15 protein-coding genes and 2 pseudogenes are annotated in these 18,323 nt (G+C 70.7%); 8 read left to right on the top strand and 9 right to left on the bottom strand.

What is annotated here, in order from left to right; genetic code table 11:
* Window positions 1–28: 28 nt before the first annotated feature.
* The 5 genes from ACZ4SA_RS32425 to ACZ4SA_RS32405 form a co-directional block, all read right to left on the bottom strand.
* Entirely contained in the window at window positions 29–1,036 is a 1,008-nt protein-coding gene (locus tag ACZ4SA_RS32425; RefSeq protein ID WP_468281485.1) for a DUF5914 domain-containing protein, read from the bottom strand.
* On the bottom strand, window positions 1,033–2,028 hold the full coding sequence (locus ACZ4SA_RS32420) for a phytoene/squalene synthase family protein (RefSeq protein ID WP_468281484.1): 996 nt from the start codon (window positions 2,026–2,028) through the stop codon (window positions 1,033–1,035). The genes ACZ4SA_RS32425 and ACZ4SA_RS32420 overlap by 4 nt, the downstream gene beginning before the upstream one ends.
* Window positions 2,015–3,580, bottom strand: coding sequence for a phytoene desaturase family protein (gene crtI / locus ACZ4SA_RS32415; RefSeq protein WP_468281483.1), 1,566 nt, complete (start codon window positions 3,578–3,580; stop codon window positions 2,015–2,017). The genes ACZ4SA_RS32420 and crtI overlap by 14 nt, the downstream gene beginning before the upstream one ends.
* Window positions 3,577–4,737 carry a polyprenyl synthetase family protein gene (locus ACZ4SA_RS32410; RefSeq protein WP_468281482.1) on the bottom strand — a complete coding sequence of 387 codons (1,161 nt, stop codon included), beginning with the start codon at window positions 4,735–4,737 and terminating at the stop codon, window positions 3,577–3,579. Before ACZ4SA_RS32410 ends, crtI begins: the two co-directional genes overlap by 4 nt.
* 227 nt (window positions 4,738–4,964) lie before the next feature.
* On the bottom strand, window positions 4,965–6,338 hold the full coding sequence (locus tag ACZ4SA_RS32405) for a cryptochrome/photolyase family protein (protein ID WP_468281481.1): 1,374 nt from the start codon (window positions 6,336–6,338) through the stop codon (window positions 4,965–4,967).
* A gap of 181 nt (window positions 6,339–6,519) precedes the next feature.
* Between ACZ4SA_RS32405 and ACZ4SA_RS32400 the strand changes: the two genes are divergently transcribed.
* Complete coding sequence (locus ACZ4SA_RS32400) at window positions 6,520–7,092, top strand: Dps family protein (RefSeq protein WP_468281480.1); 573 nt, start codon at window positions 6,520–6,522, stop codon at window positions 7,090–7,092.
* A gap of 23 nt (window positions 7,093–7,115) precedes the next feature.
* Window positions 7,116–8,228 carry an amidinotransferase gene (locus tag ACZ4SA_RS32395; RefSeq protein ID WP_468281479.1) on the top strand — a complete coding sequence of 371 codons (1,113 nt, stop codon included), beginning with the start codon at window positions 7,116–7,118 and terminating at the stop codon, window positions 8,226–8,228.
* A 649-nt stretch (window positions 8,229–8,877) separates the two neighbouring features.
* Here ACZ4SA_RS32395 and ACZ4SA_RS32390 read toward each other — a convergent pair.
* Both ACZ4SA_RS32390 and ACZ4SA_RS32385 read right to left on the bottom strand, forming a co-directional pair.
* Entirely contained in the window at window positions 8,878–9,117 is a 240-nt protein-coding gene (locus tag ACZ4SA_RS32390) for a helix-turn-helix domain-containing protein (RefSeq protein WP_468281478.1), read from the bottom strand.
* Window positions 9,117–9,642 (bottom strand): annotated as a pseudogene (locus ACZ4SA_RS32385) (DUF2975 domain-containing protein). The gene ACZ4SA_RS32390 and the pseudogene ACZ4SA_RS32385 overlap by 1 nt, the downstream one beginning before the upstream one ends.
* Before the next feature lie 479 nt (window positions 9,643–10,121).
* Here ACZ4SA_RS32385 and ACZ4SA_RS32380 point away from each other — a divergent pair.
* Window positions 10,122–11,210: a histone H1-like repetitive region-containing protein gene (locus ACZ4SA_RS32380; RefSeq protein ID WP_468281477.1), complete on the top strand. Its 1,089-nt coding sequence runs from the start codon at window positions 10,122–10,124 to the stop codon at window positions 11,208–11,210.
* A 6-nt stretch (window positions 11,211–11,216) separates the two neighbouring features.
* A complete protein-coding gene (locus ACZ4SA_RS32375) occupies window positions 11,217–12,167 on the top strand; it encodes an SRPBCC family protein (protein WP_468281476.1) in 951 nt (316 codons plus the stop codon).
* 118 nt (window positions 12,168–12,285) lie between these two features.
* Here ACZ4SA_RS32375 and ACZ4SA_RS32370 read toward each other — a convergent pair.
* A pseudogene (locus tag ACZ4SA_RS32370) lies at window positions 12,286–12,447 on the bottom strand (amidohydrolase); the annotation flags it as partial.
* A gap of 197 nt (window positions 12,448–12,644) precedes the next feature.
* Between ACZ4SA_RS32370 and ACZ4SA_RS32365 the strand changes: the two are divergent.
* Together ACZ4SA_RS32365 and ACZ4SA_RS32360 are read left to right on the top strand one after the other, a co-directional pair.
* Entirely contained in the window at window positions 12,645–13,475 is an 831-nt protein-coding gene (locus ACZ4SA_RS32365) for a PP2C family protein-serine/threonine phosphatase (protein WP_468281475.1), read from the top strand.
* A 55-nt stretch (window positions 13,476–13,530) separates the two neighbouring features.
* Window positions 13,531–14,535 (top strand): MASE1 domain-containing protein, encoded by a 1,005-nt coding sequence (locus tag ACZ4SA_RS32360; protein ID WP_468281474.1) that lies wholly within the window; start codon window positions 13,531–13,533, stop codon window positions 14,533–14,535.
* Window positions 14,536–14,607: 72 nt separating this feature from the next.
* Here the strand turns inward: ACZ4SA_RS32360 and ACZ4SA_RS32355 are convergent, their stop codons facing one another.
* Window positions 14,608–15,837: a cytochrome P450 family protein gene (locus ACZ4SA_RS32355; RefSeq protein ID WP_468281506.1), complete on the bottom strand. Its 1,230-nt coding sequence runs from the start codon at window positions 15,835–15,837 to the stop codon at window positions 14,608–14,610.
* A gap of 104 nt (window positions 15,838–15,941) precedes the next feature.
* On the opposite strand from ACZ4SA_RS32355, the gene ACZ4SA_RS32350 reads away from it, so the two are divergent.
* Together ACZ4SA_RS32350 and ACZ4SA_RS32345 are read left to right on the top strand one after the other, a co-directional pair.
* A complete protein-coding gene (locus ACZ4SA_RS32350; protein WP_468281473.1) occupies window positions 15,942–17,222 on the top strand; it encodes an FAD-dependent oxidoreductase in 1,281 nt (426 codons plus the stop codon).
* Window positions 17,223–17,465: 243 nt separating this feature from the next.
* A complete protein-coding gene (locus ACZ4SA_RS32345; protein ID WP_468281472.1) occupies window positions 17,466–18,248 on the top strand; it encodes a GntR family transcriptional regulator in 783 nt (260 codons plus the stop codon).
* Window positions 18,249–18,323: the final 75 nt, after the last annotated feature.

Here is an 18,323-nt window from a genome sequence, read left to right as displayed (position 1 = left end):
GCGCGTGACACCCCGGTCGCGGCTGCCCTCAGCCGGGGAAGCGCCCGGTGGTGCGCAGCGACCAGCGCCGCTCGGCGTAGGCCATGTCGTCGCGCCACAAACGGCCGGCCGTCCGGCGCATCAGCGGGCGCAGTGCCGGGGCCGCGGCGCGCGCCAGGGCGAAGCCCCGCCGGTCCGAGGCCGCGACGACCGCTTCGACCACAGCCGTCCGCGGGCTCGCGTCCCCCTCCGGCGTGAGCGGCGTGGCATGCGTCTCCACCACCGAACCGGCCCCCTCACCGTCCGTGATGTGCATGACGACGGTACGCGGTGCGGGCGCGATGAACACCGCCCGCACCGGCACCACCAGCCGGCCCGCGACCTTGAACGAGACCTCGACGGCGAACCCGTCGTCCTCGTCGCCTCGCGGGGTGCCCACCACGCGCAGGTCGACGAACGCATACGGGTGGAACCAGGAACCGTGCCAGGGGTCGAGCCGGTTCGCGACCACATCCTCCGGCTCGCACCGCCCCACCGTCGTGAACACCGCGTCCACACCGCTCCCGGACGGGGGCCGCACCGGCGCCGGTGGCCGCTCCAGGGGAGGCTCGCCCCCGACCGCGTCCAGTCGCACCCACACCAGGACGCCGTCGTCGTGGACGGGGAACGGCTCCCAGCCTGCGAACGCGCCGCCCTCCAGGGCCAGTCCGTGCCAGTGGCACACGAGTGTCCCGCACACCACCGTGCTGTCGCGCAGCGGAGCCCCGAGGTGCGGGCACACACCCGGCCCGGCCCGCAGCTCTCCCGTCTTCGCCCGCCACAGGACGACCTCCACGCCGCCGACGGTCCTGCCGTACGGGCGGCTGCCTGCCTGGATCTCCCGGGACGCTCCGACGACGAACCAGTTGCCCGACGGCCTTGCCGCTGCCCGCTTGAGCGCGTCGGCGATCACGGCGGGCTTCGCCTCCCGCCACGTCGACGCCTGACCGGCCCACCCCGGGCCGCGACGCACCCGCAGCGGCGAAACCCGGCGCCGCCTGCCGTTCCGGCCGTTCATCGGCCGGATCCTTCCGCCCGAGCCACCGCGCCCCGCGCCGGCACCACCTGCACCGGAGACCGGCTGCGCAGCCGCGCCCCGATGATCCGCGCGACTCCGGCGGCCGCCGTGCCCATGCGCCGTCGGCGCGGCACGGCGGCACGCCGGTGCAGCACTGCGTAGTCGTCGTCGGCGATCGCGTCCAGGATGCCGCCGTACAGGGTGAACGCCGTGCGGATGCACGGCCGTACGCGCGGGTCGAGCATGGCGATGCCCGGCTCGGCCTCCCGGTACACGGCCCGGGTCATCGCGTCGGCTGCGACGAAAGCGGCCCGGATACGCGGGTCACGGCCCCCGCTGCGACGGCTCCACTCGAGCAGCGGCCGCTCCACCCCGTGGGCGGCGAGCAGGTCCGCGGGCAGATAGACACGCCCCCGGTCCAGGTCCTCGCCCACGTCCCGCAGGAAGTTGGTCAGCTGGAACGCCACCCCGAGAGCCGCCGCGTGCGGCGCCGCCTCCTCACGGGGGACGACTGTCCCGAGCACCGGCAGCATCTGCAGCCCGATCACCGCGGCCGAACCGTGCATATAGGCACGCAGATCCGCGTACGTCGGGTAGTCCGTGACGCTCAGGTCGCTGCGCATCGAGGCCATGAAGTCGGCGAACAGCCGAGGGTCGATGGCGTAGCGCTCGGCGGTGTCGGCCACCGCTCTCACCACCGGCTCGCCGCCACGGCCCGTGCGCAGCCCCCGGGCGAGGTCGCTCTCCAGCTGGCGCAGCAAGCGGTCGCGTTCCTCGGGGGTCTGCCGGCGGTCGAGGTCGTCGACGATGTCGTCCGCCCACCTGGCGAAGCCGTACAGGGCGTGCACGGCACTGCGGCGTTCGACCGGCAGCAGACGGGTGGCCAGAAAGTACGTCCTGCCGTGGCGGGCGTTGAGCCGGCGGCACTGCGCGTAGTCGGTGCGGAGCCCGGGGTCGGTGATGCCGGCGGCGTCCAGTTCACGACGGGTCATCAGCACTGCCTTTCGAGGACGGGACGACGGCGCGCGCCGGCCCGCCGGACGGCCTCGCGGGTACCGGACGAGGGGTGCCCGTGATACGGGCGGCGGCGAGCTTCCCGCTGATGAGGACTGTGGGGACACCCACCCCGGGTGTCGTCCCGCACCCGGCGAGGACGACGTTGTCGTGCCCGGGCACAAGATTGCGGGGCCGGAACGGGCCGGTCTGCGCGAAGGTGTGCGCCACGGAGAACGGCGTTCCCGCCCCGTGGCCCTGGGCGGTCCAGTCCACCGGGGTGATCAGCGCCTCCCGGTCGATGGACTCCCCGAATCCGTGCAGCCCCCGGCGTTCGAGCTGGGCCAGCAGGTTGTCGCGGTAACGCGGGCCGAGGCCGCGCCACGCGGCGGCCGACGGGCCCGTCGTGGTGTTGGGGCACGGTGCGAGGACGTAGTGCAGGTGCTTTCCCTTGGGCGCAAGCTCCGGATCGTGCGTCGTCGGCCTGGTGATCAGCAGCGACGGGTCGCTCATCAGCCGCCCGGTGCGGGTCAGTTCGTCGAAGGTCCGCTCCCACGCGGCGCCGAAGGAAATCGTGTGATGGGCGAGTTCCGGCCAGGTGCGGTCCGTACCGGCGTGGAGGATCACGGCGGACGGCGCATGACGCAGCCGCACCGGGCGCCGTGGAGCCCGGCCCAGGAGGCGGTGGACGACAGGCAGATCGGGTGTCAGGACCACCGCGTCGCAGGCGATCCGCTCGCCCGATGCCAGACGCACGGCCCGCACCCGGCCGGCCGAACGCTCCAGCTCCGTCACCTCGGCCGACCAGCGGAACTGTCCGCCTGCGTCGCTCGCCGCGTCCGCCATCGCCCGGGGGAGTGCGTACATGCCGCCCCGGGGGAACCAGACGCCCGCGACCGTGTCCATGTAGGCGATCACGGCATAGGCGGCGAGCGCGCGGGCCGGCGCCACTCCGGCGTACAGCGACTGGAAGGAGAACACCCTCCGCAGCCGAGCGTCCGAGAGAAACCTGCCGATCTGCCCGTCCAGCCTTCCGAAGCCGCCGAGGGCGGCCAGCCGGGCCAGATCGGGGTGCACGAGCTGGAAGGGAGAGTCGAAGTTCGTGTCGATGAACCGGCGCATCTGGGCCCGGTACAGCTGTTGCAGCCAAACACGCAGCCGGCGGTAGCCGGCGGCCTCGGCGGGACCGGCGAAGCGCCGCACCTCGGCCTCCATGGCGTCGCCGTCCGTGTGGACGTCCACATGGGTGCCGTCGGCGAAGCGCGCCCGGTAGGCAGGGTGCAGCGGGATCAGATCCACCCGCCGGTACAGGCTGTCGCCGACTGCGGCGAAGGCCTCGTCGGCCAGGTGCGGCATGGTCAGCACGGTGGGGCCGGTGTCGAGCCGGTAGCCGCCGAGTTCGCGCCGGCCCGCGCGGCCGCCGGGGCCGGCGTCCCGTTCGACGACGGTCACCCGGCGGCCGGCGCCCAGGAGATGCAGGGCGGCGGCAAGACCGGACAGACCCGCACCGACCACCACCACATGGTCAGTGGCCCCCGGAACGCTCTTCACGCGTTCTCCTCGCTCCGGACCGGCACGTCGCCCACCGCGCTTTCCACCAACGAGGCGAACTCCCGCCGGGCGGGCCGATCCGCTCCGCTGGTCCCGAAGTGGCGCAGGCTCAGCGCGGACAGATCGGCGATCTCCGCCTCCACCGCTGCGCGTGCGCCCGTGCGTTCCAGGGCCGCACGCATCCGGGCGACCTGGTCGTCGGAACGGGAGAGCGCGTCCGCGCTGAGCGCGACGGTCGCCGCTTGGTCGTCCGACGCGCCTGCGAGCCGTACGGCGACGGCGAGGAGATACGTGAGCTTCCTTCCGCGCAGGTCCTCGTCCGCGGGCTTGCCCGTCACCACCGGGTCCCCGAACGCCCCCAGCAGATCGTCACGGAGCTGGAAGGCGAGGCCCACGCACCGGCCGGCCGCCCGAAGCGCGTCCATGGTGCGGTTGTCGGCCCCGGCAAGGGACGCGCCCAGCGCGAGCGGCCGTTCCACGGTGTAGCGGGCGCTCTTCAGCGTGGCGATGTTCTTCGCCTCGTCCACCGCGGCCGAGCCGGTCGCCTGGGCACGCATGTCCAGGTACTGACCTGCGACCATCTCGGTGCGCATCGCCTGCCATTCGCGGTGCAGCTGCGGTCCGTGCGGCGAGCCGAGCGCGATGTCGGCGAGCAGGTCGTCGGCCCATGCCAGAGCCAGGTCGCCCGCGAGCACGGCGGCAGCGGTCGAGTAGGACTCCGGCGATCCGTTCATGCGACTGCTGCGATGTATCCGCGCGAAGTCGGCGTGCACGGCCGGTGCGCCCCGTCGCAACGGGGAGCCGTCCATGACGTCGTCCTGAATGAGCGCGCATGCCTGGAGGAGCTCGAGGGCCGCCCCGATCCGCAGCGGCGTCCGCGGATCGCCGTCCCCGCCGGCGGCCCGCCACCCGCACCACACGAACGCGGTCCGAAGCCGCTTTCCGCCGCGCCGCACGAAATCGGCGACCCGGCCCGCCACCTCGCGCGCGAACACGGCGTCCACCTCGCGGGCCTCCCGGAGCCTGGCGTCGAGGTACTCCGCGAGGACGCCGTCGACGGCCGCGGCCGCTTCGCCGGCCGTGCACGGGCCCGCGCCGGAGCCGGCACGGCCGACGGCACCGGACCACCTCAGCCGTGTCGTCCGCGTACCCGGCATGGGCAACCCCCTTCTGTCCTGGTTCCCGGCTCATCAGGTACTTCGTCTTCGGCGGGATTCGGCTGTGCGTATCCCTGCCCGATACGCGACCTCATCGGAGCGCGGCTCACTCCAACGGCCCAGGAGGAGGATCAGAACGCTCCACGTGCCGCGTCCTTGCCGCGGCTCTCAGTCCCTGCCACGTCCTTGCCGCGGCTCTCAGCACCTCCACATCCCTGCCGTGGCTGTCAGTCCCTGCCGCGGGCGTGCTTGAAGCGAGCCAGCCCTTCCGCAAGGCCGATCAGCGGCTCCGGATAATCCAGATCGGCCAGATCGCCCGCGGGCAGCCGCCAGGGCTCGTGCACGAACCTGTCCGCCACCTCGCGGAGCTCCGGTACCCAGCGGCGTACATAGGCGCCCGGCCGGTCGAAGCGCTTGCCCTGGATCACCGGGTTGAGGACGCGGTGGGGGCGGGTGTCGGTGCCGGTTCCGGCGACCCACTGCCAGTTGAGCTGGTTGCTGACGACATCGCCGTCCACCAGCAGGTCCAGGAAGTGCCGGGCCCCGATGCGCCAGTCGACGTACAGCGTCTTGGCGAGAAGACTCGCCGCCAGCAGGCGGGCCCGGTTGTGCATCCAGCCCTCGTGGCGCAGCTGGCGCATCGCCGCGTCGACCAGGGGGTAGCCGGTGCGGCCGTCCTTCCACGCGGTGACTTCCTCCGCGGCCTCCTCCCCGGAGCGCCATGAGTCGTTCCGGGACCGGTAGTCCCTGACGGAGGACTCGGGCCGCGCGGCCATCACCTGGTGATGGAAGTCGCGCCAGCACAGCTGCCGTACGAACGCCTCGGCCCCCGCTCCTCCGTGCGCACGCGCCTGCCGGACCACCTCGGTGGCGGACAGGGCGCCGAAGTGCAGGTAGGGCGACAGCCGGGACGTGGCGTCACCGGCCAAGTCGTCGTGCCGGTCCTCGTAGGCAGCCAGACCCTTCCGTTGCCAGCTCCGGAACCGCTGCCGCGCAGCCGTCTCCCCGCCTGCCGGAATCCCGGGCGAGACTCCCGCCACGCTCTTGCGGGACGGCAGCGGCTCCGAACGTACGCTGTCCGGGACGCGCACTGCGCGCGGGGCGGGGAGGGCGTCGCGCAGGCGCTCCTGGGACCAGCGCCGGAAGTACGGTGTGAAGACGGCGAAGTGGTCGGAACCGGTCGGCAGCACCGAGCCCGGAGCGACGGCCGTGACCACCGCGTCATGGATGTGCAACTGGGCGCCGCCGGCCGCCAGTTCCTCACGCAGACGCTCCTCCCGGCGGTGCGCGAAACGGGTCACACCGGCGCTCATGTGCACCGCATGGGCGCCGCTCGCGGCCACCACCGCGCCCACCTCCCGGGCCACCGGCCCCGATCGCACGACGAGCCGTCCGCCGCGCTCGCGCAGCCCCTCGTCCAGGTCGGTCAAGCAGTCGGCCAGGAAGGCACGGCGGTTCGGCGCGTCGAAGCCCGCCGCACGGACGGCGGGGTCGCGGACGAAAAAGGGCACCACCTCATCCGCGGAGGCCAGGGCTGCCCGCAGAGGCGGATGGTCGTGGAGGCGCAGGTCCGACGTGAACAGGACGACCGCGACGGTCATGGTGTCACTCCTGGTGCTGTACGGGGTGCCGACCGTAGCCGCCCACCGGGCCGACTCTGCGGACCCGCCCATACGTCCGCGAAGGTGAAAGAGCCGTCGGCTCTGCGCGGTGACCGAAGGAGAGGGCCCGTCGGCTGATTGCCTGGAAACATCAGTACAGAACCATGCAAGGAGCACAGCCGTGGCATCCCAGGACGTCTCCTACACAGTGCCGGGCATGAGCGCCGAGGACAGCAGCCGGATCATCGCGCTGCTCCAGATGCGCCTGCACTCCCTCAATGACCTCACTCTGACGTTGAAGCACATCCACTGGAACGTGGTCGGCCCTCACTTCATCGCCGTGCACGAGATGATCGACCCGCAGGTCGACCAGGTCCGGGCCATGACCGACGACATGGCCGAACGCATCTCCACCCTCGGAGGCGAACCGAAGGGCACTCCGGGGGCGCTGGTCGACGAGCGCACGTGGAACGACTACTCGATCGGCCGCGCGGAAGCCATTGAGCATCTCGGCGCCCTCGACCTCGTCTACACCTCGGTCATCAAGGACCACCGAGAGGCCATGGAGGCGACGGAGACCACCGACCCGGTCACTCAGGACATGCTCATCGAGCAGCTGCGCGGCCTCGAGCTCTTCCAGTGGTTCGTCCGCGCTCACCTCGAGTCCAGTGGGGGCAAGCTCAGCACCCGCGGCGCCACCACGGAGAAGGCCGCCGCCGGCCAGGCCGCCGACCAGGCCCGGAAGCAGCCCTGACCGGGGCTGGGGGTGGGACGCCGATGCGCGCGCAACCCGCCGGCGCTGCGGAGCCTCTGGTGTCGCCGGTCAATTCGCACAACGAGTGGGACCCGCTCGAGGAGATCGTCGTCGGGCGTCTCGACGGCGCGACGATCCCGTCCAACCATCCCGTGGTGGCCTGCAACATCCCCCCATGGGCGGCCCGCATGCAAGGGCTCGCCGCCGGCTTCAGGTATCCGCGCGTGCTGATCGAGCGGGCGCAGCAAGAGCTGGACCAGTTCATCTCCCTCCTGCAGTCCCTCGGTGTCACGGTCAGACGTCCGGACGCGGTCGATCACAAGCAACGCTTCGGCACACCCGACTGGTCGTCGCTCGGGTTCTGCAACACCTGTCCGCGCGACAGCATGCTCGTGATCGGCGACGAGATCATCGAGACTCCGATGGCATGGCCGTGCCGATATTTCGAGACCCACTCCTATCGCGCGGTCCTCAAGGACTACTTCCGGCGCGGCGCGCGCTGGACGGCGGCGCCGAAGCCTCAGCTCACCGACGAACTGTTCGAGGCGGATTTCCGAATCCCCAAGGCCGAAGAGCCCATGCGCTACATTCTCACCGAGTTCGAGCCGGTGTTCGATGCGGCGGATTTTGTACGCGCGGGACGCGACCTGTTCGTCACCCGGAGCAACGTGACCAACCGGATGGGCATCGACTGGTTGCGCCGCCACCTCGGACCCGGCTATCGCATCCACGAGATCGAGAGCCGCTGCCGCACCCCCATGCACATCGACACGACGTTCGTCCTGCTTGCGCCCGGCAAGGTGTTGGTCAACCCCGAATACATCGACGTCGACCGCTTGCCCGACGTCCTGAGCTCATGGGACGTCCTGGTCGCCCCCAAGCCCAACCCGATCGGCGAGCGCGTGCTCAAGACCACCTCGATGTGCGGCAAGTGGCTGAGCATGAACGTTCTCATGATCAACGAAAAACAGGTGATCGCGGAGCGGCACCACACCGACATGCTGCGTGCACTCGAGGAATGGGGGTTCGAGCCGATCCCTTGCGACCTGCTGCACTACGCGCCGTTCGGAGGCTCGTTCCACTGCGCCACCCTCGACATCCGGCGTCGCGGCACCCTCGAATCGTATTTCGACTGATGTCGGCGCCGGCCACGGGTCAGCCGTAGATCGGCCTGCGGGCCTTGCGGGGTGCTGCTGGGCGCCGGTGCGGGCGCCGGCGCGCGATCGTGCCTGACATCTGCCGCCGGGACGAAGCACTCGGCGTCCTTCGGGCGGTTGGCGGACGCACCGCGGGGGCGCACCGCCGGCTCCAGGGCGAGCCCCGTGCCGCCGGCGACGCACAGCAGGTCCCGTCGTGACGCCGTCGGCGACGTCATGTCGCCCTCGGACGGGCCGAGATGGATGAGATGTCCTGGCCGCGCCTGCTGGACAAGGGCGTTGCTGACGCGGCCGCGGGAACGGCCCGCACATGGAACGTCAGGGTCGAGTCCGCCCGGGGAGCGTTGGCGGGGGAGTAGTGGCGCCACAATGCGCAGGCGGGGTACTCGGGCGCTCCGCGCCACGTCCTCGCCTCTCGCGGTCGGCCGATCAGGTGATCCGCCCTCATGCCGTCGCGGTGGTGCAGGCCTTGAGGCGCCGGGCTGATGTCAGAGTGGGCGGGGCAACTCCTGAGCAGCAGCCACGCCGGAGTTGCCGAGCTGGGGCCTCCGCGGTCGTTGTCACGTCCGGCCCGGAGGTCCCAGCCTGTACAGGCGGTCGTCCGCGGCGTCCGGCGCGGCGGCCGTCGTCACGCGTTCGCGTCGTCCTCTGCGTTCTCTACGGCCTTGGCTTCCCAGCGCAGCAGGTCTCCCGGCTGGCACTCGAGCACCTCGCAGAGCGCGGAGAGCGTCGCGAAGCGCACCGCCTTGGCGCGGCCGTTCCTGAGCACCGCCAGGTTGGCGGGTGTGATCCCCACGCGTTCCGCGAGCTCGCCCACGGGCATCTTCCGCTTGGCCGGCATCACGTCGATGTCGACGGTGATCGGCATCAGATCACCTCGTCCAGCTCGGCCTGCATCTGCGACGCCTCGGCGTCCCGCACAATCGCCTGAGCGAGCAGCATCCGCAGCACGAGCACGATGAGTGCGACGCCCAGCACCGCGATGCCGACCCCGCACCAGAAGGACGACGCCGGGGGCGACGGCTTCCCCGGGTGCCAGGAAGACGCCGAGCGTGAAAACCAGCAGGGCGGTCGCCGTGAACGCGCCGATCACGATGTCCACGTACCGGAAGGCCGCGTGGGAGAAGACCGTTCGCCGTCTTGCCGTCGTTGCCAGCCGCCACACGCATACCAGGACGACCTGGGCCGCCACGATGCCCAGCACTGTGATCACGAGAACCGGAGTGCGCGGGAACGCCAGGTCCGCGTCGATCCCCTCCAGGTCGGCGGCCAGTGGTGGCACCATCACCGCTTCGACGAACACCGAGCCGGTCAGCAGCACCACGAGCACGGCGCGCAGTGCGAGCGTCGTCAGCTTCCCCGTCGCTTTCGATCGACCTCGATGGAAATCTATCGATAATCGATAGGTCCGGCGAGGGTTCGGCTGTCGCCGTCTCGCCCCTGCCGTGCCACCCAACGGCACAGCCGAAACGCCTCGCCAACGGGCCGAGAGCCTTGCCGCGTCGCCGCGGTCGCCGCCCAAGATGCGCGAGGCCGGATCGTGGCCAGACTTGGCCGTATGGGAGAGCGACGTCGCCCCCGGGCCCGGCCGGCGTCTGCAGTGAGCAGCCGGCGCGACCTTTCCCAGCCGGGGGTGCAGGGCGCTGCTCGTGCTGCCTGCGGCGAGTTGCAGGCGCTGATCGATCATCGCGAGCGAGGGGAGTGCATGCTGCGCGAGCTCGTTCCCATGGGGCTCGGACTCCTCACGCTCCCCCACGCTCCGGTTCGAAGACGGGCTCCTCGGAGACGAGGAGTTCGAGCAAGAAGAAGAACGGTCTCTCGACCGGCTGCACGGTCGGTCGCACGCGCCGAACGATCGAAAGTGACTTGCTCATGAATGACTCGGAAAAGGTAGCGCTCGCGGCGGCAGTCGTCGGCGGCTACGTACTGGGCCGCACCAAGAAGGGCAGGCTCGCCATCACGGTGGCCACCTATCTGGCAGGAAGGCGATTCGGTCTCGAACCGCGCCAGCTCGCCGCGGAGGGCATGCGCCGACTCGGCGAGCTTCCGCAGGTCGCAGAACTGCAGCAGCAACTCAAAGGAGAGGTCCTCGAAGCCGGTCGCAAGGCGGTGACCGCCGCGGCGAACCGGAGCATGGGCTCCCTCGCCGACGCCCTCCATGACCGCACCGCCGGCATCGGCCGGCCGGCTGCACCGGAGGAAGAGGAGGAGGAAGAGGAAGAGGAGAAGCCCGAGGAGGAGTTCGACGAGGAAGAAGAGGAGGAGGAAGAGCCGGAGGAAGAGCCGGAGGAAGAGGAAGAAGAACCGGAGGGCGAGTTCGAGGAACCTGAAGAGGAAGAAGAGCCCGAGGAGGAGGAAGAAGAACCGGAGGGCGAGTTCGAGGAACCTGAAGAGGAAGAAGAGCCCGAGGAGGAGGAAGAGGAGGAAGAGGAAGAAGAGGAGCCCGAGGAGGAGCGCCCCGCGAGGCGCCGCCCTTCCAGGTCGGAGGCCAGGAGGAGAACCTCGAGCCGACTGGCGGGGAAGAAGACCTCTCCTGCGCACCGAACGGCGGGTCGGGAGGAAGGCCGGGCGCCGGCAGGGAAGAAGGCCGCCGCCAAGAAGTCTGCTCCGGCCAAGAAGGCGGCCCCTGCCAAGAAGGCCGCGGGCAAGAAGGCCGCGGCCAAGAAGACGGCGCCCGCCAAGAAAGCACCCGCCAAGAAGGCCGCGGCCAAGAAGACGGCGCCCGCCAAGAAAGCACCCGCCAAGAAAGCACCCGCCAAGAAAGCACCCGCCAAGAAGGCTCCGGCAAGGAAGACGGCAGCCAAGAAGACCGCAGCCAAGAAGACGGCAGCCAAGAAGACGGCAGCCAAGAAGACGGCAGCAAAGAAGACCGCTCCGGCCAAGAAGACGGCAGCGAAGAAGACAGCTCCGTCGAAGCAAGCTGCCAAGAAGACAGCCAAGCGTTCAGATCGCCGGAGGTAGGCGGCCATGGCCAAGACTCAGCAGAACGAGCCCCAGGAACAGGAATCCGGCGTCGACCGGCTGCGTGAGGAACTGTCGAACTACCTCACCGCTCAGGTGGAGGACCTTGCCGAGAAGGCGAGCAGCAAACTGACCGACGTCACCGACCAGTTGTCCGACGTTGCTGACAAGGGAGGCTCGCTGCCGGCCATCGGCTCCCGGATCCTCCAGGGAGAATCGCCGGTGAAGGCGTTCCTGTCCGAGAAGGCGAAGGGCGTCAAGGACTCGGTGGTGGGCAAAGCCAAAGAGGCTCTCGGCGGCAAGGGCGGCGGCCGGAAGGGCAGTGGCGGCAAGGTCATGAACATCATCGAGGTTCTCGATGTGGGGGTGCCGCTGCGTACCGCCTACGACCACTGGACGCAGTACGAGAATTTCACCAGCTTCGCCAAGGGCGTCCGCAGTGTTTCGTCGAGTGACGAGATGACCAGCGACTGGAATGTCAAGGTCGGCCCCTCTTCCCGGAGCTTCAAGGCGACGGTGCAGGAGCAGATTCCCGACGACCGCATCGTATGGACGTCGGAGGGCGCCAAGGGGACCACACGCGGAGCTGTCAGCTTCCACGAGTTGGCTCCCAATCTCACCCGGATCGTCCTGGTCCTCGAGTACTACCCCGCCGGATTCTTCGAGAAGACCGGCAACCTCTGGCGCGCTCAAGGCCGCCGGGTGCGGCTCGACTTCAAGCACTTCCAGCGCTACGTCTCGCTCACCGACGAGGAGCCCGACGGCTGGCGCGGTGAGATCCGCGACGGCGAGGTCGCCGTCACGCACGAAGAGGCGATGGAAGAAGAGGAGGCGGAGAACGAGAACGGTCAGGACGAGGAGTACGACGACGAGACGGAAGAGGCCGAGGGGGAGGACGGCGAGGACGAAGACGAGGGAGCCGACGAGTACGAGGACGAGGACGAGGACGAGGAGTGAGACCCGAGGGCTCGCCACGGACGAGATAGGCGCACGCGGCGGTTACCCTGCAGAAAGGAATCCCCGGCCGGCTACTACGTCGTCGCCGACAGCGGCTGCCCCTGAGCGGTGCTCCGCCGAACTTGAGGTAGCCCCTGGGCGAGCTGGCGACCGCGGTCCGACCGCTTCCGTGCGCCATCAGCGGCAGGTCGTCCTCGGTGATGCCGGTGCCGTGTGCGATGAGCAGGTCGGTGTCGAGCAAGCCGGCTCGTTCCAGGACGGCGATCGGCGTGAGGCCGTGCGGTTCACTCCCGGTCGATCAGCGAAGCGCGGACACTGGGCTCGGTCAGCGAAGAACGGGTGACACGAAGAGCGCTGCCCCGGTGGCGCGCCCCGGCGATCCCGAGGGCAGCTTCCACCTGCCGTTTCCCCCGTGGAGGCATGCGGAAGTGACGGCTAGGGTGAGGTGAGGAGACCGCGGGACCACCCGGAGCCGTGATGCGCGGACATCGTCCGGAACCGCCCGACAGCGCGCAGCAACTCCTGACCGCTCTCGGGCAACTCGTCGATCAGGCCCTGGAACGGATCAAGTTCCAGCGGGCCAGGGTCGAGCTGGCCATGGCTCTGCAGCGCCACATGCTGCCGCCCCGGCTGCCGGAGCTGCCGGGGCTGCATTTCGCCGCACGGTACATGCCGTCACGGGACGGTCTGGACGTGGGCGGCGACTGGTACGACGCCTTCGTGATGAACGACGGGTCGCTGGGGATCGCGATCGGCGACGTGCAGGGTCACGATGTCGAAGCCATCGCGTTCATGGGTCAGGTGCGGACCAGCCTGCGGGCCATCGCGCAGGCCACGAAGGACACCCGGGAGGTGCTGGGCCGCGCCAACGATCTGTTGATCTCCATGGGATGCGGCCTGTTCGCGACCTGCTGTTTCCTGCGTTTCGACCCGGTCAGCCGCGATCTGACCGTCTCGCGGGCGGGCCATGTCCCGATGGTGTGGGCCACGGCCGGAGGCCGTTCGGGGGTCGCGCTCGACCGCGGCGGGCCACCGCTCGGTGTGGTGTCGGGGGAGCGCTATCCGGTGACACACCGGCGTCTGACGGAGGCCGGAGTCATGGTGCTGGTCACCGACGGAGTGGTGGAGGGTCCCCACTACCCGATGGAGGCCGGTCTGGCCGAGGTGGTCCGTCTGGTGCGTGCGGGGTTCGACGCCGATCCCGAAGTGCTCGCCTCCGCGGTCGTCGAAGTGGCCGACCTGACCGGACACCGCGACGACGCCGCGGTCCTCGTGGTCCGCTACGACGGGCCGCAGGAGCCCCTGTGACCCGCTGGGAATCCCCGGGGTCGCAGGGACCGGGATACGAGTGCAGACTGCTGTGGTGCGCAGTACGGAGCTCGGCCGCCACGGGTCCGATGCCCTGCGCCGTTACGGGGCCGCTGCCCTGCACGTCCTCGTCTTTGCCGCCGTCTACTACGGCGCCGCCCGGATCGGGCTTCTCCAGCAACTGGTGCGCGACCAGGTCACGCCCCTGTGGCCACCGACCGGCGTTGCGCTGGCCGGGCTGCTCGTCCTGGGGCTGCGTATCTGGCCGGGCATCGCGCTCGGCGCGTTCCTCGTGAATGTGTCCCTCGGACCGTCGGCGGTCTCCGTCCTCGCCATCGTCGCCGGCAACACGCTGGCACCGGTCTGTGCGTACCTGCTGCTGCGCGCGGTCGGATTCCGGACCGAACTGGACCGCCTGCGGGCCGTGCTGGCCCTGGTTTTCCTCGGCGCGCTGGCCGGCATGCTGATCAGCGCGACCGTCGGCAGCGGCGTGCTGGTCCTCTCCGGGGCATTGGATGCGGGCGACTTCTGGCCGACCTGGTCGGTGTGGTGGACCGGAGACGCGATGGGGATCCTCGTCGTCACACCTTTCCTGCTGGTGCTCCACAGAGCGCGGTGGCCGTCATGGTCCGGGCCCGGCCGCTGGCTCGAGGCGCTGGCCCTGGCATTCGGGACCGTCGTCGCCGCGCTTCTGGCGACGCGCACACCCCACTCGACCCTGCTCTTCCTCGTCTTTCCCTTCCTGATCTGGGCGGCCTTCCGCTTCCGGCTGGCGGGTGCCGCCACCTGCGCGCTCGTGGTGTCGACGCTGGCGATTCTGGCTGCCGCCGGGGAGACCGGCCCGTTCGCCGGTGAGGATCTTTTCTCCACCATGGTCACGCTTCAGGCCTTCAACGGCACGACAGCCCTGACGGCTCTCCTTGTCGCGGCAGTCATCACCGAACGCGACGAGACCCACCAGGAGATCAAGCGGGTCTGCGCGCGGTTCGCGGAGATGGTGGCACAGCTGGAGCCTCGGCCCGAGTCGTACGAACTCCCGCCCGAGGAACCACCGCCGTAACATCCCCATGTCCCGCCGGCGGGTGTCTCACCTGCGGGCGCGGATCCCTACCGCGATCCCCGCCGCAGGAAATCAGCCCGTCCGGGGGCCGGGGGTGAAGGTGACGGGGAGCTGCATCGGGCCGCGCAGCCCGCCGGGCCGCCACCTCAGCTCGGCCGACGGCACGGCCAGGGCCAGGTCGGGAAGGCGTCGCAGTACCGTCTCGATGGCGATCTGGCCCTCCAGCCGGGCGAGCGGCGCACCCAGGCAGTAGTGCATGCCGTGCCCGAACGCCAGATGGCCGTTGTCACCCCGGGTGACGTCCAGCCGGTCGGGGTCGGGGAACCGCGCCGGATCGCGGTCGGAGATCGCGGACGCGATCACCACGATCGCGCCGCGCGGGACCGTCACACCCCCGATCTCGACCTCCTCGCGGGCGAACCGGGCGATGCCCGGGTTGACCGGGCCGTCGTATCGGAGGAACTCCTCGATCGCGCCCGGCAGCAGCTCGGGATCGTTCCGCAGCAGCTCCAGCTGGTCGGGGTGGGCGAGGAGCGCGGCGACTCCGCTGCCGATCAGGTTGACCGTCGTGATGTACCCGGCCACCAGCAGCAGGAACGTCATGGCGATCAGCTCGTCCTCGTTCAGCCGCTGCCCCTCGTCGCGGGCGCTGATCAGCGCGCTGAGGAGATCGTCTCCGGGCCGGGCGCGTTTGGCCTCGAGGAGCTTCGTCACGTACGCACGCATCCGCTGCCACGCCTCGTTCACAACAGCCGGGTCGGGCATCTCCTCCCCGCGCATGAGCATGTCGTCGGCCCAGCGCTGGAAGTCGTACCTGTCGTCCACCGGCACACCGAGCATCTCGCTGATGACGGTGACCGGGAGGGGCAGCGCGAAGTCCGCGACGAGTTCGGCCCGGCCGGCCGGCACGACGGCGTCGAGCAGCCGGTCGGTGATCTCCTGGATCCGGGGCCGCAGCTCGGCGACCCTGCGCGCGGTGAACGCCTTCGAGACCAGACGGCGCAGCCGGGTGTGGTCCGGCGGGTCGGAGCGCAGCATGTTGCTCGTCATCGACTCGCGCTCGAACTCGGGCAGCCGCCCCATGAGGCGCGGGTCCGAGGCCTCACGGACGTCGCTGCTCAGCCTGGGGTCGGACAGGGCTGCGAGTCCCTCCTCGTAGCGTGTGACCAGCCAGGCGTCCAGGCCGCCCGCGATGACGGCGCGCCGGACCGGGCCGTCCTCACGCAGCTGCCGGTAGAGCGGGAAGGGATCCGTCGTGAAGGCCGGGTCCGCGTAGGGGAGAAGGACCGGCTGCTGACTCATCATGCCTCCCGGGCACGTAGCGACCATGGGTGCGATTTGCTGTTACTTGAGGGTATATACCCCAAAAGTGACCGATCCACGGAGCCGACGAAGGGAGGGGCGTGATGGACGCGAAGAACGCCACGGAGGCAGGAGAGCGGACCACGTGCTGCGTGGTGGGCGGCGGCCCCGCCGGAATGGTCCTCGCCCTGCTCCTGGCACGGTCCGGGGTGGAGGTGACGGTCCTTGAGAAGCACGGCAACTTCCTCCGCGACTTCCGCGGAGACACCGTGCATCCGACCACCCTCGCGCTCCTCGACGAGCTCGGCCTGGGCGAGCGGTTCGCCCGGCTGCCGCAGCGCCGGGTGACGACGATCCAGCTGCCGATCGGCCCCGATCGTTCGCTTGTCACCGTCGGAGACATCGGCGCACTGCGGGGCCGGTACAACTACGTCGCGCTGGTGCCGCAGTGGGACCTGCTCGACCTCCTCGCCGACGAGGCCCAGCAGGAGCCGTCCTTCTCCCTGCGCATGAGCACCGAGGCGACGTCCTTCCTCGTGGAACGGGGACGCGTCACCGGGGTGTCCTATCGCACCGCCGACGGCCGCACCGGCGAGCTGCGGGCGACCCTCACGGTCGCCTGCGACGGCCGGGGGTCGCTGGCCCGCTCGCTGCCCGACCTGGGGCTGCGGAGTTTCGGCTGCCCGATGGATGCCTGGTGGTTCCGGCTGCCGCGGCGCGACGGCGACCCGCACGGGCTCGTGGGAGGCGTCGGCGACCGGTTCCTCAGCGCCATGATCGACCGCGGGGACTACTGGCAGTGCGCCGCTCTGATCCCCAAGGGCAGCGACGCACGGCTCCGCGAGGCCGGTCTCGACCGGTTCCAGGACGCCTACGGGGCCGCCGTCCCGTGGATCGCGGACCGGATGCGCACCCTCGCGTCGTGGGACGAGGTGAAGCTGCTCGACGTACGGCTCGACCGGCTGCGGAACTGGTTCCGGCCGGGGCTGCTGTGCATCGGCGACGCGGCGCACGCCATGTCGCCGGTCTTCGGCATCGGCATCAACCTCGCCGTCCAGGACGCCGTTGCGGCCGCCCGCCACCTCGTCGGACCGCTGGGCGACGGCGGTGCGGCGGGCCTGCCGGCGGCCGTGCGCCGCGTCCAGCGCCGGCGGCGGCCGACCACAGCGGTCACCCAGGCGCTCCAGCGCTTCGCCCACGCCCATGTCATCGAACCCGTACTGCTGGGCCGGCCTCCCTTCGGCAACCCCAAGCGCGCCAAGCGCCTCGCCGAGCTGGTCACCACGTCGCACTGGCTGAACCGGCTGCCGGCGTACTTCCTGGCCTACGGTGCCCTGCGCGAACGTCCACCGGCGGCGTCGGTGCGCCGAACGGCGACGCGCTGAGGCCGGCGGGGACGCTCGCGGGCATCCGGCTCCGCCCCGCGCCCGAGCCGAACTGGGCGAGCCGGCCACGCAACTCCCGTACGTCGTCGGCTGATCGTCCGGCTGCACGGAACGACGACCCATGGGCGGCGCGGGACGAAATCAGGTCAAGCCCTCCTGACGCCCTTCAAGGGAGGTGTAGACCATTGCTAACGTCGGCGCGACACCGTCACCCGCAGCATCTGCCGTGATCGGAGAACCGCCGTGTCCAGCCAGCACGAGCACGAATCCTTCGCCACCCCCGTCTATCGGCGCATCGCCATCGTCCTGGGTCATGACATCCGCGACGGGCGTATCGAGCCGGGCAGCCGGCTGCCTGCGGAGCGGGAGCTGGCCCGTCGCTTCGGCGTGAACCGTCAGACCGTTCGCTGTGCCCTGCAACTTCTGCGCGAGGAGGGCCTCGTCGCAACGGAAAAGCGCGGCAGCTACACCCGCGCACCCGTCGCGGCGGCCGCCGTCGTCGAACCCTCCTGCTTTCCCGGCGGGGCGGGCTCGCTGCGCGGCCCCCGCACGGCGGCGCGGCTGGACGCGGTCAGCGTCGCGCCCGCGATGGCCGCTCTCCTCGGCCTGGCGCCGGGCGAGACGACCCTGGTGCACCACCACCGCACGTTCGATGCGGACGGGGAGACGGTCCAGGACGCCATCACCCACTTCACACGGACCGCGATCACCGAAGTTCCCGAACTCCGCCGATACCACCGCCGGCCGCCCGGCGGCCGGCCCGAACTGCGCCTGCTCTACGAGTGGATGGACCGGGCGGGCCTGGCGCCCCGGGTGCGCGAATCCATCACCGTCACCCGCCCGGGCGCCACGCCGTCGCAGGAGCGGCACGCCCGTCTGTCCGTACGCCGCCATGTGCACGATGCGCGGGGCCGCCTGCTCGAGATCACCGATCTCTGCTTCAATCCGCGCTGGGAAGAAGTCGCCTTCGAGTTCTCGGGCCGGTCCCTGCCCCTCCGGAAGACGGTCATAGCCACCCGGCCGTGAGCGCCACCGCCTGCGGGCAGCGGCATGTTCGGCCTGGCAGCGGGTCGGCGGCGAGAAGGAGCGTACGCCGGCCGG

It is taken from the genome of Streptomyces sp. NPDC027962 (assembly GCF_055566095.1).
This window is presented reverse-complemented; position numbering and strand designations above follow the sequence as displayed.